Origin of the sequence: Tropicimonas marinistellae (assembly GCF_001509585.1) — a bacterium.
Classification (GTDB): Bacteria; Pseudomonadota; Alphaproteobacteria; order Rhodobacterales; family Rhodobacteraceae; genus Tropicimonas; species Tropicimonas marinistellae.
The window spans coordinates 322,008-335,799 of sequence record NZ_LNCI01000006.1; the positions used below are offsets into that span (position 1 = coordinate 322,008).

A 13,792-nucleotide genomic window follows, 5' to 3' on the forward strand; every position below is an offset into this window, starting at 1 on the left:
ACCCCCAAAAGCCCGCCGATCCGGGAAAACGACCGGAGAAACGACCGATACGACCGGCGCGAACGACCGAAACTCGATCCGGCCAAGGTTCTGGGAGAGATTTCCCCTCGACAGGTTGAAACCCGCCGAGTGGGAGGCCCTCTGCGACGGCTGTGGGAAATGCTGCCTGAACAAGCTGGAGGACGAAGACACCGGCGAGGTCGCCTTCACCCGCGTGGCCTGCCGCCTGCTCGACGACGCGACGTGCCGGTGCACGCATTACGAGATCCGGCATCAATTCGTCCCCGATTGCGTAACGCTTTCCGCAGAGACCATCGCCGCCAATGCCTACTGGATGCCCGAGACCTGCGCCTACCGGCTGCTGGCGGAGGGCAAGCCGCTTTACCCGTGGCACTACCTCATCTCCGGAGACCGGGAGAGCGTCCACGCGGCTGGCGCGTCGGTACAGGGGATCACGCTTTCGGAGTTCGACGTGGCCGAAGAGGATTGGGAAGACCACATCCTCGCAACCGATTGACGGCGCCTTGATTGCGCAGTCCGGCGCCGGATCGCCGCCCGGCGTCATTCGATGGACGTCCGTACACCTTTTTCACGCCGATTAACGTGACGTTAGATCGACTCCCCTACACCGGTCCGGACATCTCCTAGCCTGGACGCTTTCAATGCTTCGTTCCATCCTCTCCAAACTCTCAACCCGTATCTACGGAATCGTCGCGCTTGCCACGCTGCTTCTGGCGATCCTGTCGGAAATCCTCCTGACGCTTGCCGTCGAGAGTGCGTATGACTCCAGCGAACGCCACCTCGGCGACGTGGTCGAAACGGCCCTCAGCGCGCTGGAATCCATCCAAACGCGCGTCGAGCATGGCGAGATCACGCAAGAAGAGGCAATGGCCCTGGGGGCAGAGTCGCTGACCGCGATCCACTACGACGAGAACGGGTACATTTTCGCCTTCGACGACGACTTCATCGTGAAGGCCCTGCGCCCGAAACCGGAATGGGTGGGAACCGACAAGGCTGACTACACCGATGCGAACGGCCTCAAGCTCTACCAGGCAATCCGCGAGTCCGCGCTCGATGGCGGTTCGGGGGCGGTCACCTACCAGTTCTTCAAGCCGGAGTCCGATATTCCGGAGGAGAAGCTGAGCGTCGCCCGCTACTTCGAACCCTGGGGCTGGGTCGTCGGGACCGGCAGCTACACCGCGGATGTCCGCGAGAGCCTTGCACACCTGCGCCACGTCAGCCTTGGTGCGCTCGGTGCCGGGCTCGTCGCCCTCATCGTCCTGTCGACGCTGCTTGGTCGCAGCGTGACGCGCCCGCTCAACGGCCTGATTCATCGCATGGAGGAAATGAAGGACGGAAACGTCGACGCACCGGTGCCGTATCACGAGGCACAGGGCGAGATCGGGGAGATGGCCCGCGCCATCGACGTGTTCAGGCTGGCGCTCGTGGAACGCGCGCAGTTGGAAACCGAGCAGGCCGCCAAGGACGCCGAGATCGCGCGGCAGCGGGAAGCCGCGCTGGAGCAGGAACGCGAAATGCAGCGCCGCGAGGCCGAAGAAACGGAACGCCGCCACCAGGAGGAAGCACGGCAGCAGGCCGAACGGGACGCGCAAAGGGCCGAGGCGGAGGCCGAACGCGAGCGCAATCGGGCCGAGCAGGAGACGGTCGTGTCCAGCCTCGCAGGTGCATTGAGCGCGATGTCGCAAGGAGACCTCAGCACGCGCATCGACCAGACCTTCCCGCCTGCCTACGAGGGTCTGCGCAAGGATTTCAACGAGGCCACCGCGAAAATGGCAGAGTTGATCGGCTCGATCGTGGAGGGATCGCAATCCATCCTGCTGGAGACGGAGAACCTGAACACCGCAGCGGTCGAACTCAGCCGCCGGACGGAATCCCAGGCCGCGTCGCTCGAAGAAACGGCTGCGGCAGTCACGGAACTGACCTCGTCGGTGGAAAGCTCCACCGTTGGCGCCCGCGAGGCAGCCGAAACGGTAACGCGGACGAAGGACCGCTCGGTCGCCGGACGCTCCGTTGTGGAACGCACAATCGGCGCGATGACCGAGATTGCCGAAAGCTCTGGCAAGATCTCGAAGATCACCGGCGTCATCGACGACATTGCGTTCCAGACGAACCTGCTGGCGCTGAATGCCGGGGTCGAGGCGGCCCGAGCCGGCGACGCCGGTCGCGGCTTCGCGGTGGTGGCCTCGGAGGTGCGTGCGCTCGCACAACGCTCCTCGGACGCGGCCCGGGAAATCGCACAGCTCATCTCGACCTCCGGTCAGCAGGTCAAGTCCGGCGTCGAACTGGTGAACGATTCCGGCGAGTCGCTGGCGGAAATCGAGAAACTCGTGACCGAGATTGACGGGCTGGTTGGCACGATCGCCGAATCCTCGGTCCAGCAGGCTACCGGCCTGAGCGAGATCTCTACGGCGATGAACCAGCTTGACCAGGTCACACAGCAAAACGCCGCGATGTTCGAGGAAACCAACGCCGCCGTGCAGGCCCTCAAGACACAGGCCACGGCCCTCGAACGCGACGGGGCGAGCTTCACGCTGGATCGCGGCGCGACGGCGTTGCGCATCGCCTCCTGAGGGATCGGCCTCCGACGACAGGGCCCGCTTCGGCGGGCCTTTTCATTCCCTCTCCCGGCCACTAGACCGGTGCCATGTATTTCGCATCCGACAATTGCGGCCCCGTCCACCCGAAAGTACTCGAATCGCTGACGTCGGCCAATGCCGGGTATTCCCCCGCCTATGGCGATGACCGGCTGACCAGAGAGGTAACCGAGCGTGTGCGGGAGGTGTTCGACGCCCCCGACGCGGCGGTTCATCTGGTAACGACGGGATCGGCGGCCAACACGCTCCTGCTGGCCAGCCTGACCGCGCCCTGGCAAACGGTCTTTTGCAGCCGTGTCGCCCACATCCATGAAGACGAGTGCAACGCGCCGGAATTCTTCACCGGCGGCGCGAAACTCACGCTGGTGGAGACGGAGAACGGGCAGATGACGCAAGACGGCCTCGCGGCCGCCATTGCCGCCGAGGAGACGCGCGGCGTACACGGCCCGCAGCGCGGACCGGTTTCGCTCACCCAGGCGACCGAAAAGGGCACGGTGCACGACCTGGAAACGCTTCGCGGGCTCACGGCAATCGCGCGCGCTCATGGCCTGCCCGTACACATGGACGGGGCGCGATTTGCCAATGCGCTGGCAACGCTCGGCTGCCAGCCTGCGGAGATGTCGTGGAAGGCCGGTGTGGACGCGCTGAGCTTCGGCGGCACGAAGAACGGGTTGATGGGTGTCGAGGCGGCGATCCTCTTCGACGGCGAACGACTCTGGGAGTTCGAACTCCGGCGCAAGCGTGGCGCTCATCTGATGTCCAAACACCGCTTCCTTGCCGCACAGATGCTGGCTTACCTTGATAGTGGCCTCTGGCTGGAACTGGCGAGCGCCGCCAATGCCGCCTGCCGCCGCCTGGCCGACGGGCTGCGCAGTGCTCCCGGCGCGAACCTGATGTACCGCCCCGACGCGAATATCCTGTTCGCGCGCCTGCCGCGCGCCACGCACCGCCGGTTGTTCGCGGCCGGCGCCGAGTACCACCTGTGGGATGCGGCGCTCGATGGCGGCCCCGAGGATGAGCCGCTGGCCGCGCGCTTCGTGACCGACTGGTCGGCCCGGGACGCCGACACGGACCGGTTTCTCGATCTGTTGTGAACAACCTGCCCGCCGGCGTCGCGCAGAGCGAGCGGAACACCCCATTGCGGCGGCGCGCAGGGGCGCCTATTTGCGTCACGAGGAAATTGACTTGAGGCTCCAATGGCCGGCCCACACCGATTCTGGAACATGATCGCACGGCGCTACGCGCGGATGCCGGTGCGCGACGAGGCTGCCTATCGGGAGAAGCTGCGGCTTGCGCAATCGTATTTCCAACCCGACTGGGAGGTTCTGGAAATCGGCTGCGGCACCGGGTCCACCGCGCTGGAACACGCCCCGCATGTTGCCCAGATCCGCGCCGTCGATTCCGCCGAGGCGATGATCGCCATCTGCCGCGAGAAGGCGGCGGCTGCGAAGGTCGACAACGTCCGGTTCGAACTGGGGAGTTTCGATACGCTCGACGTGCCGGACGGGAGCCTCGACGCGGTGCTTGCGATGAGCATTCTGCATCTGCTGGACGACCCAAGGGACGCCATTGCAAGGGTCTTCGCCATGCTGCGCCCCGGTGGCATGTTCTTGAGCAGCACGATCTGCCTGGCCGACATGAGCGCGCACGGCGGCAGCAGCGGATTCGTCATCCGGCGGGTTCTGCCGCTCGGGGCTGCGCTTGGCCTGCTGCCGCGAATGCAATGCCTTCACCGGGCGGACCTGCGCGGGGCGATGCAAGACGCAGGCTTCGACATCGAGCACGAGTTGCATCCGGACGACGATCCGTCGAAGGCCGTGTTTTTCGCCGCGCGCAAGCCGGCGCGCCCGGTCGGCTGAGGTCACCCGCGCGCCAGCTGCGCCCGGATTTGGGCCGCCACTTCGGCGGGATGCGTCAGCGGCAGCATGTGCCGCGCCCCGGCAATGGGTACGGATCGAGCATCCGGCAGACGCCGCGCGAGCGCCGCGACGATGGCCGCGATTGCCGGCGGGCTCTCCGTTCCCTCAGCGATCAGCACCGGAAGGTCGAGTGCCTCCAGCACGCCCGGGCGCAGCAGCCCCGCATCGTCGTCATAAAGGGCCGGCCATTGATCGGGCACGATGTGGATACGGGAGATCATGTCCTGCCGCTGCTCCGGCCGGACGTCCTCCCAGGCACGCCCCGTTCCCCAGGTGCCGGAGAAATACCGGGCCGCGCCTTCACGATCGTCGGCATCCAGGAACCGGTCGAGCCGGGCGACCTCCTCTCGCTGCGACGCCCAAAGCGGATGACCGCGAAGCGCGGCGAAGAACACCGGATCGATCATCGTCAGGGTTCTGACAAGATGCGGCTGCGCACAGGCCAGCCGCAGGGCGAGTACGGCCCCGAAGGAATGCCCCACCAGGTGCATCGGGGCATTGAACAGCGCCGAACAGGCTTCGAAGGCTGCCTGCATCACGTTGCCGCCCTGCCAGGGCGCAGCCGCCCCATGACCGGGCAGGTCCGGCGCGACAAGTCGCACGGACTCGTCCAACGCCGCGGCGACACCGGCCCAGGCGCCGCCGTGCCCCAGCATGCAATGCAGGGCGAGTACGGGCTCCGACCCCTGCCCGAAACGGCGCAGCGGCAGGCTGCCGCTCACAAGCGTCCGGCAAGATGGGCGTCGAGATCGTCCAGCCTGTCGTGGCCCCAGAACCGCTCGTCGCCGTCGGTGATATAGAATGGCGAACCGAAGACCCCGCGGTTCACCGCCTCTTCGAGGTTGCCGGCATAGGTTTCCGCCCCGGTAAGGAGGCCGGAATCGGCAAGGGTGGGGTCGAAGCCGCAATTGCCCAGGCATTCGCGTACGACGTCATCGGCGGCGATGTCCTTTTCCTCTGCCCAGACCGCGCGCAGAAACGCCTGCACCAATGGCCCGACGTCGCCTCCTGAAAGCTGCGCGGCGATGATGGCATAGGAGGACGGCGCGGCATTCGTCGGGAAATGCGCGGGCTTGAGGTTGATTGGCATGGACGCGCGGGCCGCCGCCCTGCGCAGATCCTGCAAACGGTAGGCGACACGGCCGGGTGCCCGATCCTTCGGAGGCGTTCCACCCGTACGGGGAAAAAGCGCAATGATGTCGATCGGCTTGTAGGTCACGCTCGCCCCGTGGGCGGCGGCGAGCTCTTCCAGCCGGTTGCCAGCAAGGTACGTGTAGGGCGAGAGGGTGGAGAAGAAATAGTCGATATGGGCCATGGTCGCCTCCTCAATTGCGACGGCAGCGTAGCGGGAGACATGTGGCGGGCAAGCCCTAATTGCCCGGGAAAACGCCCACCCGCCGCCGCCTGCGGCTGTCGAGGTTTCCATATGACCGGGCATAGGGTAACGCGAAGGCGTCACATGCCCGTTACGATTCCGACCACTCCGGAGCCTGCTGCCAATGCCCAACCACACCCAGCCGAAGCTGATTTCCGGCAATGCGAACCTGCCGCTTGCCAATGCGATCTCCCGCCGCGTCTCCATGAGCCGCGGCATGTCCGTCGGCCTTGTCGACGCACGCGTTGAACGGTTCAACGACCAGGAGATTTTCGTCGAAGTGTATGAGAATGTCCGTGGTGAGGACATGTTCATCATCCAACCCACGTCGAACCCTGCCAACGACAACCTGATGGAACTGCTGATCATGGCGGATGCGCTCCGGCGCTCCTCGGCGCAGCGCGTCACGGCCGTTATTCCCTATTTCGGCTATGCCCGGCAGGATCGCCGCGCGAAGGCGCGCACGCCGATTTCGGCCAAACTGGTGGCCAACATGATCGATGCAAGCGGCATCGACCGGGTGCTGACCATGGATCTGCACGCGGCGCAGATCCAGGGCTTTTTCGATATCCCGGTGGACAACCTCTATGCTTCGCCGGTCTTCGCGCTCGATATCAAGCACAAGTTCCGCAAGAAGCTCGACCGGGTCACGGTGATCTCGCCCGACGTCGGCGGCGTCGCACGCGCGCGGGAACTGGCAAGCCGCATCGGTTGCGCGCTGGCGATCGTGGACAAGCGGCGCGAGAAGGCGGGCGAAGTTGCCGAGATGACCGTGATTGGCAATGTAAAGGGCCAGACCTGCATCATCGTGGACGACATCTGCGACACCGCCGGTACATTGTGCAAGGCCGCCGACGTGTTGATCCAGGCCGGCGCGAAAGAAGTGCATTCCTACATCACCCACGGCGTGTTGAGCGGCCCGGCGGTCGGGCGGATCACCACATCGGCGATGAAGTCGCTTGTGATCACGGATTCCATTGAGCCGACCGAAGAGGTGCAGAAGGCGGAAAACATCCGCATCGTACCAACGGCGCCGATGTTCGCGCAGGCGATCCTCAATATCTGGAACGGCACCTCCGTGTCGTCGCTATTCGACCACGAGGCCCTGGCCGCGATCTACGAAGGCACGTACTGACGCCCACGGGTATTCGCCCGGGTCGAGCAAAATCGCGGGTCTGACCCGCGCCGCGCCTTACAGGTGCCAGTCGTCGTCGTGGGCGAGCTCGCCGATCGCGAGCCAGCTGGCCCGCACACGGGCAACCTGCGTGTCGCCCCAGGTGCGAAAGACCAGTTGGAAACCGGTTTCGGTGACGGCTTCGGTCGAGATATCCGCGCGCTGGTTGGAATCCCTGTCGATGTCCCACATCGCAAGGCCCGCATGGACCACGGGCGGTTGCCGGAACGGTTCCGAAAAGGCGATCTCCGCACGGGCAATGCGGGGGCCGGAGCCGGTCCACATGGGGCCACCGTGTTCAAAGTCGGCAAACAGGATCTTCTGCCCCTGCTCCACACCGATAAGATAATTGCGCAGTCGTTTCATCGCGACGACCATTGCAGCAGAAACCACTGCAAATTGGAACCATACGCGTCCGTTTTGCCCGGCAATGCCGCCTCGGCGCCCCGATGAACGAAAAACCCCGCGGCGCTGCCGCGGGGTTTGACACTGTTTGGGAACCTTGCCGCGCCCTTGGCGCAGCAGATTACTCCATCGCCTCCAGAAGGCTCACCAGGTCTGCGACGAGTTTCTCCGCCACATCCTTGGGATCGCCCTCGGCCTCGGCGGCGCGGGCGCGGGCCTCCTCGAGGAAGCCCTCCAGCGCCGCGCGGCTCTCGGCATCGCCGACGTAGGCGTGTTCGGCCAGAACCGAGGCACCCTCGGCGCTGATCTCGGCAAATCCGCCGGTGACGGCGAATTTACTCTCGCTGCCATCCGCGCCGGTGACCTTGACAAGGCCGGGCCGGAGCGTGGTGATGACCGGCGCATGCGCCGGCATCGCCGTCATGTCGCCCTCGGCGGCCGGGATCTGGACCTCGGTGGCCTCCAGCGACGCGAGCCGCTTCTCGGGGCTGACCAGGTCGAACTGCATCGTGTTGGCCATGGGGCCTCCTCCTTAGGCGGCTTCCGCGGCCATCTTCTCGGCCTTGGCCACCGCTTCCTCGATGTCGCCGACCATGTAGAAGGCGGCTTCGGGAAGGTGGTCGTACTCGCCGGCAACCACGGCCTTGAAGGACGCGATGGTCTTCTCGAGCGGCACCTGCACGCCCGGGAAACCGGTGAAGACCTGTGCCACGTCGAAGGGCTGGCTGAGGAAACGCTGGATCTTCCGGGCGCGGGCCACGACCAGTTTGTCCTCTTCGGAGAGTTCATCCATGCCGAGAATGGCGATGATGTCCTGCAGCGACTTGTAGCGCTGGAGGATCCCCTGCACGTCACGCGCGACCTGGTAGTGCTCCTCGCCCAGAACCGCTGGGTCCATCAGGCGCGAGGTGGAGTCGAGCGGGTCCACGGCCGGGTAGATGCCGAGTTCCGAGATGGCGCGCGACAGAACGGTCGTGGCGTCGAGGTGGGCGAAGGACGTGGCCGGCGCGGGGTCGGTGAGGTCGTCCGCAGGCACGTAGATCGCCTGCACCGACGTAATGGAGCCCGCCTTGGTCGAGGTGATGCGTTCCTGCATCGCGCCCATGTCGGTGGCCAGCGTCGGCTGGTAGCCCACGGCCGAAGGAATACGGCCGAGAAGCGCCGACACCTCGGAGCCCGCCTGGGTAAAGCGGAAGATGTTGTCCACAAAGAACAGAACGTCGGTGCCGGACTGGTCGCGGAACTGCTCCGCGAGCGTCAGGCCCGACAGGGCGACGCGCATCCGGGCTCCCGGAGGCTCGTTCATCTGGCCGTAGACCAGGGCCACCTGGGATTCTTCGAGGTTTTCCGGGTTGATAACGCCGGACTCGATCATCTCATGGTAGAGGTCGTTCCCCTCGCGGGTCCGCTCGCCAACACCGGCAAACACGGAGTAGCCCGAGTGCACCTTCGCGATGTTGTTGATCAGTTCCATGATGAGAACCGTCTTGCCCACGCCGGCGCCGCCGAAGAGGCCGATCTTGCCGCCCTTGGCGTAGGGCGCCAGCAGATCCACGACCTTGATGCCGGTCACGAGGATCTCGGATTCGGTGGACTGCTCGGCGAACTCCGGTGCCGGCTGGTGGATCGCGCGCGTTTCATCGGCTGCAATCGGCGCGCCCTCGTCCACCGGCTCGCCGACCACGTTGAGGATGCGTCCCAGCGTGGCGTTGCCGACCGGCATGGTGATCGGGCCGCCGCTGTCCTTCACGTCCTGGCCGCGCACGAGACCTTCGGTCGCGTCCATGGCGATGGTGCGCACGGTGTGCTCGCCCAGGTGCTGGGCCACTTCGAGAACCAGCCGCTTGCCGTTGTTGTCGGTTTCCAGGGCGTTCAGGATCTCGGGAAGCTCGCCGTCGAAGTGAACGTCGACAACGGCGCCGAGGACCTGGGTCACCTTGCCAATTTGGTTTTCCATGTCTGGTGTCTCCGGTTTCTCAGAGCGCCTCGGCGCCCGAAATGATTTCGATAAGCTCGTTGGTGATGGCGGCCTGACGCGAGCGGTTGAACTGGATCGTCAGCTTGTCGATCATTTCGCCCGCGTTGCGCGTGGCGTTGTCCATCGCCGTCATCCGCGCCCCCTCCTCGGAGGCTGCATTCTCCAACAGTGCGGTAAAGATCTGGGTCGACACGCCGCGCGGCAGCAGGTCGGCCAGAACGCCCTCTTCACTGGGTTCGTAGTCGTAGGGAGTCTTTGCCTCGTCGGCACTCTCTTCCGCGGCATCGAAGACAGCCGGGATGATCTGCGAAACCGTGGGTTCCTGGGCGATCACCGAAACGAACTTGTTGTAGAAGATGGTGCAGACATCGAAGTCGCCTGCCTCGTAGCGCGCCATCAGGTCCGCTGCGATGCCGGATGCATCCGTGTAGCCCACCTTCTTCACGTCGCTCATGTCGACGTGGTCGACGAAGAGCTCCGCGTAATCCCGCTTGAGCTGCTCGCGGCCCTTCTTGCCGACGGTCAGGATCTTCACCGTCTTTCCAGCGCCTTGCAGCTCCGTGATGCGCGTGCGCGCAGCCTTCACGATGGAGGAGTTGAAACCGCCGCACAAACCGCGCTCGGAGGTCATGACCACCAGAAGGTGCACCTGATCGGAACCCGTCCCGGACAGCAGCCGGGGCGCGTTGTCGGAGGCGCCCACGGCGGCAGCGAGGTCGCTCATCACGGCCTGCATCCGCTCGGCATAGGGCCGGGCGCTCTCGGCCGCTTCCTGTGCCCGCCGCAGTTTCGCGGCGGCCACCATCTGCATGGCCTTCGTGATCTTTCGCGTCGACTTGACGCTGTCGATCCTGTTTTTGAGATCCTTGAGACTGGGCATCTACCGCTCCCCGCTTACGCGAAGCCGTTGGCGTAGTCTTCCACCACAGCCTTGAGACGGTCGGCCGCGTCGCCCTTGATCTTCGGATCGTCGTTGGTGATCCAGTCCAGCAGGTCGCCATGCTTGGACCGGATGTGGGTCAGCAGGCCGGTTTCGAAGCGACCGACATCACCCACAGGGATCTTGTCGAGGTAGCCGTTCACGCCGGCGTAGATGACGCAGACGATTTCGGCGTTGGTCAGCGGCGAGTACTGGGGCTGCTTCATCAGTTCGGTCAGGCGCGCACCGCGGTTCAGCAGCTGCTGGGTGGCGGCGTCGAGGTCGGAGCCGAACTGGGCGAAGGCGGCCATCTCGCGGTACTGCGCGAGTTCCAGCTTCACCGGACCGGCGACGGACTTCATCGCGTTGGTCTGGGCCGAGGAGCCCACGCGCGACACCGACAGACCGGTGTTCACGGCCGGGCGGATACCCTGGTAGAACAGTTCTGTTTCCAGGAAGATCTGGCCGTCGGTGATCGAGATCACGTTGGTCGGAATAAAGGCCGACACGTCGCCGCCCTGGGTTTCGATGATCGGCAGCGCAGTGAGCGAACCGGCACCGTTGTCCTCGTTGAGCTTCGCGGCGCGCTCCAGCAGGCGGGAGTGCAGGTAGAACACGTCGCCCGGATAGGCTTCACGCCCCGGCGGACGGCGCAGCAGAAGCGACATCTGGCGATAGGACACGGCCTGCTTGGAGAGGTCATCGTAGATGATCAGCGCATGGCGGCCGTTGTCACGATAATACTCGGCCATCGCCGTTGCGGCGTAGGGCGCGAGGTACTGCATCGGCGCCGGGTCGGAGGCGGTGGCGGCGATGACGGTGGTGTACTCGATGGCGCCGCTCTCTTCGAGGCGCTTCACCAGCTGGGCCACGGTCGAGCGCTTCTGGCCGACGGCCACATAGAAGCAGTAGAGCTTCTTGCTTTCGTCGTCGCCGGCGGCGTCGTTGTAGGACTTCTGGTTCAGGATCGTGTCGAGCGCCACGGCGGTCTTGCCGGTCTGGCGGTCGCCGATGATCAGTTCCCGCTGGCCGCGGCCGATCGGGATCATGGCGTCAACCGATTTCAGGCCGGTTGCCATCGGCTCGTGCACCGACTTGCGCGGGATGATGCCGGGGGCCTTCACGTCCGCGACGCGGCGTTCGGCGAATTCGACGGCGCCCTTGCCGTCGAGCGGGTTACCGAGCGCGTCAACCACGCGGCCCAGCAGGCCGTCGCCAACGGGCACGTCCACGATGGCATTGGTGCGCTTGACGACATCGCCTTCCTTGATGTCGCGGTCGGAGCCGAAGATCACGATACCGACGTTGTCGATTTCGAGGTTCAGCGCCATGCCCCGGATGCCGCCGGGGAATTCCACCATCTCGCCGGCCTGGATGTTGTCGAGGCCGAACACGCGGGCGATACCGTCACCGACGGAAAGCACGCGGCCGACTTCGGCGACTTCGGCTTCCTGGCCGAAGTTCTTAATCTGGTCCTTGAGGATTGCGGAGATTTCCGCAGCTTGCAGTGCCATTACCCGACCTCTTTCATAGCGTTCTGGAGAGCGGCGAGCTTGGCGCGGACGGACGTATCGACCATCTTCGAGCCCACCTTAACGATAAGACCGCCGATAAGGCTTTCATCAACGGTCGTGTTCAATTTGATTTCCTTGCCGAAGCGCGCCTTGAGCGTCTCCGTCAGCGCGGCGGATTGGTCCGGCGACAGCACGCTGGCCGAGGTCACATCGGCGGTCACTTCGCCCTTGTGGTCGGCAATCATCTCGCGCAGCGCCTGCAACACTTGCGGCAGCACGAACAGCCGGCGGTTCGACGCCATCAGCCCGAGGCCGTTGCGGGAGACATCGCTCAGCCCCATGCGCTCGGCCAGAGCGGTGATCGCAGCCGTTTGCTCGGCCCGGCTGTAAATCGGATCATTGATCATGCCGCGCAGATCGTCCGAGGCGTCGAGCGCCGCGGCGAGCGCATCGATGTCTGCTTCGAGCGTATCGATCTTGCCCTCTTCAAGACCAAGATCGAACAGCGCCTGCGCATAGCGCGCGGCAATACTGGAGGAAATCGAAGCCGTCTCTGACACGTCCACCCCTTCCGTTGTTGTGCGCACCGGAATGGGCGTCCGGACGCATCATGTTCCGGGCGGCAACCAACGTTCCCCCCCTAAGATCGTTGAGCCATGTAACAGACCCGTTTGCACCCCGCAACTCCCTTGGGAGGCGCAATATCCTTGCCCGATTCCCTTGCGAAATAGGAACTTCTTTTCAAATGGCGCCGGTGCGGCCGTTTGAAGCTTCCGTTAGCGCATAAACACTGGCATTTCACTGCAGGTTTCGGTGTGCCATTGCATACAGCACGATTCTGCACTGCGGCAACATCGCGCCGATTGCCAGTGGCGCGGCAGATTGACCCTGCTGGAAAATCGCCGGATGCCAGGCTGGGGGCGGCCGACACAGGCGGCGACCACCGACGATCTCGGAGGGAGAATCGCCGGGGAATCACCGACACCGCGACGATGGCAATCGGGATCGGCACAAACGCTGTTGAAAAGCAGGTCCCGGCAAGCGCGCGACGGCATCCGGGCGCCCGGCGTAACCGGCAATGCGATTCCGGCGCGCGGGAGACCCTAGGCCGGTTTCGGCCCGGTCGGCGCATTGACGGCGTCCAGGACCCGCAGGGGATCGCGGACCATGTCCTTCACCGGGGCGCCGCCGGGCGTCTGCAATTGCTTGGACGCTTCGGCGATGAACACGCCGCCAGCCAGCGACGACGACAGGGCGCGGCCGTACCGCTCCAGCAGCCCGGAGGATTTCAGCCAGAATCGCCGCTCCGACGGCGGGCCGTAGAGCGCTGCGGCATGGCGCTCCGGCTTGAACGCGTGCAATTGGAACTGCGTCTCGAGTTGCCCTTGCGAATAAGGCCGTCCGTAGCCGAAGGGCGTGGCGTCGCGCCGCGCCCAGAGGCCGGACCGATTGGGCACGATCAGCACCAGCCGACCGCCGGGGCCGAGGACCCGGTGACATTCATGCAGGAGTTCGGACGGACGATCGGAGGTTTCCAGCCCATGCAGCAGCACCAGCCGATCCACGCTGCCGGTATCGAGCGGCCAGAGCACCTCTTCGCTGAGCACCGAGACATTGGGCTGCCCGGAGGGCCATGGCATGACCCCCTGCGGCCCCGGCATGAGCGCGATGACGCGGCGGGCGTTCTCTAGGTAGGGACGCAACAGGGGCACCGCGAATCCGAATCCGACCACGGTCTGCCCACGCGACTCCTCGGGTGGCCAGAACGCGGTGAGCTGATCGCGGACAGCGCGCTGCGCAACCCGCCCCAAGCGGGTCCGGTAGTAGAAATTTCTCAGGTCCAGCACATCTAGATGCATTGCGCCCGGACTGCTCCCTCGCCATCTTGAGGCA

At 65.0% G+C, this 13,792-nt stretch carries 14 protein-coding genes; 5 read left to right on the top strand and 9 right to left on the bottom strand.

All coding sequences use genetic code 11. The annotated features are described in order from the left end of the window. The first annotated feature begins 76 nt into the window (after nt 1-76). The 4 genes from ARC39_RS14840 (at nt 77) to ARC39_RS14855 (ending at nt 4,474) form a co-directional block, all read left to right on the top strand. Complete coding sequence (locus ARC39_RS14840; protein ID WP_068115688.1) at nt 77-517, top strand: YcgN family cysteine cluster protein; 441 nt, start codon at nt 77-79, stop codon at nt 515-517. 145 nt (nt 518-662) lie between these two features. After that, nucleotides 663-2,591 (top strand): methyl-accepting chemotaxis protein, encoded by a 1,929-nt coding sequence (locus tag ARC39_RS14845; RefSeq protein WP_068115588.1) that lies wholly within the window; start codon nt 663-665, stop codon nt 2,589-2,591. A gap of 74 nt (nt 2,592-2,665) precedes the next feature. Beyond that, a complete protein-coding gene (locus ARC39_RS14850) occupies nt 2,666-3,709 on the top strand; it encodes a threonine aldolase family protein (RefSeq protein ID WP_068115589.1) in 1,044 nt (347 codons plus the stop codon). Nucleotides 3,710-3,811: 102 nt separating this feature from the next. Further along, nucleotides 3,812-4,474, top strand: coding sequence for a class I SAM-dependent methyltransferase (locus tag ARC39_RS14855; RefSeq protein WP_068115590.1), 663 nt, complete (start codon nt 3,812-3,814; stop codon nt 4,472-4,474). A 2-nt stretch (nt 4,475-4,476) separates the two neighbouring features. Here ARC39_RS14855 and ARC39_RS14860 read toward each other — a convergent pair whose 3' ends face one another. Then, the gene (locus ARC39_RS14860; RefSeq protein ID WP_068115591.1) at nt 4,477-5,256 is read right to left on the bottom strand and encodes an alpha/beta fold hydrolase; all 780 of its coding nucleotides are present in this window, start codon (nt 5,254-5,256) and stop codon (nt 4,477-4,479) included. Further along, complete coding sequence (locus tag ARC39_RS14865) at nt 5,253-5,849, bottom strand: 2-hydroxychromene-2-carboxylate isomerase (RefSeq protein ID WP_068115592.1); 597 nt, start codon at nt 5,847-5,849, stop codon at nt 5,253-5,255. The genes ARC39_RS14860 and ARC39_RS14865 overlap by 4 nt, the downstream gene beginning before the upstream one ends. Nucleotides 5,850-6,033: 184 nt before the next feature. Here ARC39_RS14865 and ARC39_RS14870 point away from each other — a divergent pair, with 184 nt between their 5' ends. Next, nucleotides 6,034-7,044: a ribose-phosphate pyrophosphokinase gene (locus ARC39_RS14870; RefSeq protein WP_068115593.1), complete on the top strand. Its 1,011-nt coding sequence runs from the start codon at nt 6,034-6,036 to the stop codon at nt 7,042-7,044. A 57-nt stretch (nt 7,045-7,101) separates the two neighbouring features. Here ARC39_RS14870 and ARC39_RS14875 read toward each other — a convergent pair whose 3' ends face one another. The 7 genes from ARC39_RS14875 to ARC39_RS14905 all read right to left on the bottom strand — a co-directional run bounded on the left by ARC39_RS14875 (nt 7,102) and on the right by ARC39_RS14905 (nt 13,758). Beyond that, complete coding sequence (locus ARC39_RS14875) at nt 7,102-7,449, bottom strand: H-type lectin domain-containing protein (RefSeq protein WP_068115689.1); 348 nt, start codon at nt 7,447-7,449, stop codon at nt 7,102-7,104. A 160-nt stretch (nt 7,450-7,609) separates the two neighbouring features. Then, nucleotides 7,610-8,008 (bottom strand): F0F1 ATP synthase subunit epsilon, encoded by a 399-nt coding sequence (locus ARC39_RS14880; RefSeq protein ID WP_068115594.1) that lies wholly within the window; start codon nt 8,006-8,008, stop codon nt 7,610-7,612. Nucleotides 8,009-8,020: 12 nt separating this feature from the next. Continuing rightward, a complete protein-coding gene (gene atpD, locus ARC39_RS14885) occupies nt 8,021-9,445 on the bottom strand; it encodes a F0F1 ATP synthase subunit beta (RefSeq protein ID WP_068115595.1) in 1,425 nt (474 codons plus the stop codon). Between the two features lie 19 nt (nt 9,446-9,464). Continuing rightward, nucleotides 9,465-10,346 carry a F0F1 ATP synthase subunit gamma gene (locus tag ARC39_RS14890; RefSeq protein WP_068115596.1) on the bottom strand — a complete coding sequence of 294 codons (882 nt, stop codon included), beginning with the start codon at nt 10,344-10,346 and terminating at the stop codon, nt 9,465-9,467. A gap of 14 nt (nt 10,347-10,360) precedes the next feature. Then, nucleotides 10,361-11,899, bottom strand: a complete 1,539-nt coding sequence (atpA, locus tag ARC39_RS14895; RefSeq protein ID WP_068115597.1) for a F0F1 ATP synthase subunit alpha — start codon at nt 11,897-11,899, stop codon at nt 10,361-10,363. Beyond that, complete coding sequence (locus ARC39_RS14900; protein WP_078059286.1) at nt 11,899-12,459, bottom strand: F0F1 ATP synthase subunit delta; 561 nt, start codon at nt 12,457-12,459, stop codon at nt 11,899-11,901. The genes atpA and ARC39_RS14900 overlap by 1 nt, the downstream gene beginning before the upstream one ends. Before the next feature lie 543 nt (nt 12,460-13,002). Then, on the bottom strand, nt 13,003-13,758 hold the full coding sequence (locus tag ARC39_RS14905) for a class I SAM-dependent methyltransferase (protein WP_068115599.1): 756 nt from the start codon (nt 13,756-13,758) through the stop codon (nt 13,003-13,005). Nucleotides 13,759-13,792 lie beyond the last annotated feature (34 nt).

Excerpts from the sequence above, each read along its gene's own strand:
- ARC39_RS14845 (WP_068115588.1), top strand. The coding sequence starts at position 663 with ATGCTTCGTTCCATCCTCTCCAAACTCTCAACCCGTATCTACGGAATC.
- ARC39_RS14850 (WP_068115589.1), top strand. The coding sequence starts at position 2,666 with ATGTATTTCGCATCCGACAATTGCGGCCCCGTCCACCCGAAAGTACTC.
- ARC39_RS14855 (WP_068115590.1), top strand. The coding sequence starts at position 3,812 with ATGGCCGGCCCACACCGATTCTGGAACATGATCGCACGGCGCTACGCG.
- ARC39_RS14865 (WP_068115592.1), bottom strand. The coding sequence starts at position 5,849 with ATGGCCCATATCGACTATTTCTTCTCCACCCTCTCGCCCTACACGTAC.
- ARC39_RS14870 (WP_068115593.1), top strand. The coding sequence starts at position 6,034 with ATGCCCAACCACACCCAGCCGAAGCTGATTTCCGGCAATGCGAACCTG.
- ARC39_RS14875 (WP_068115689.1), bottom strand. The coding sequence starts at position 7,449 with ATGAAACGACTGCGCAATTATCTTATCGGTGTGGAGCAGGGGCAGAAG.
- ARC39_RS14880 (WP_068115594.1), bottom strand. The coding sequence starts at position 8,008 with ATGGCCAACACGATGCAGTTCGACCTGGTCAGCCCCGAGAAGCGGCTC.
- atpD (WP_068115595.1), bottom strand. The coding sequence starts at position 9,445 with ATGGAAAACCAAATTGGCAAGGTGACCCAGGTCCTCGGCGCCGTTGTC.
- ARC39_RS14890 (WP_068115596.1), bottom strand. The coding sequence starts at position 10,346 with ATGCCCAGTCTCAAGGATCTCAAAAACAGGATCGACAGCGTCAAGTCG.
- atpA (WP_068115597.1), bottom strand. The coding sequence starts at position 11,899 with ATGGCACTGCAAGCTGCGGAAATCTCCGCAATCCTCAAGGACCAGATT.
- ARC39_RS14905 (WP_068115599.1), bottom strand. The coding sequence starts at position 13,758 with ATGCATCTAGATGTGCTGGACCTGAGAAATTTCTACTACCGGACCCGC.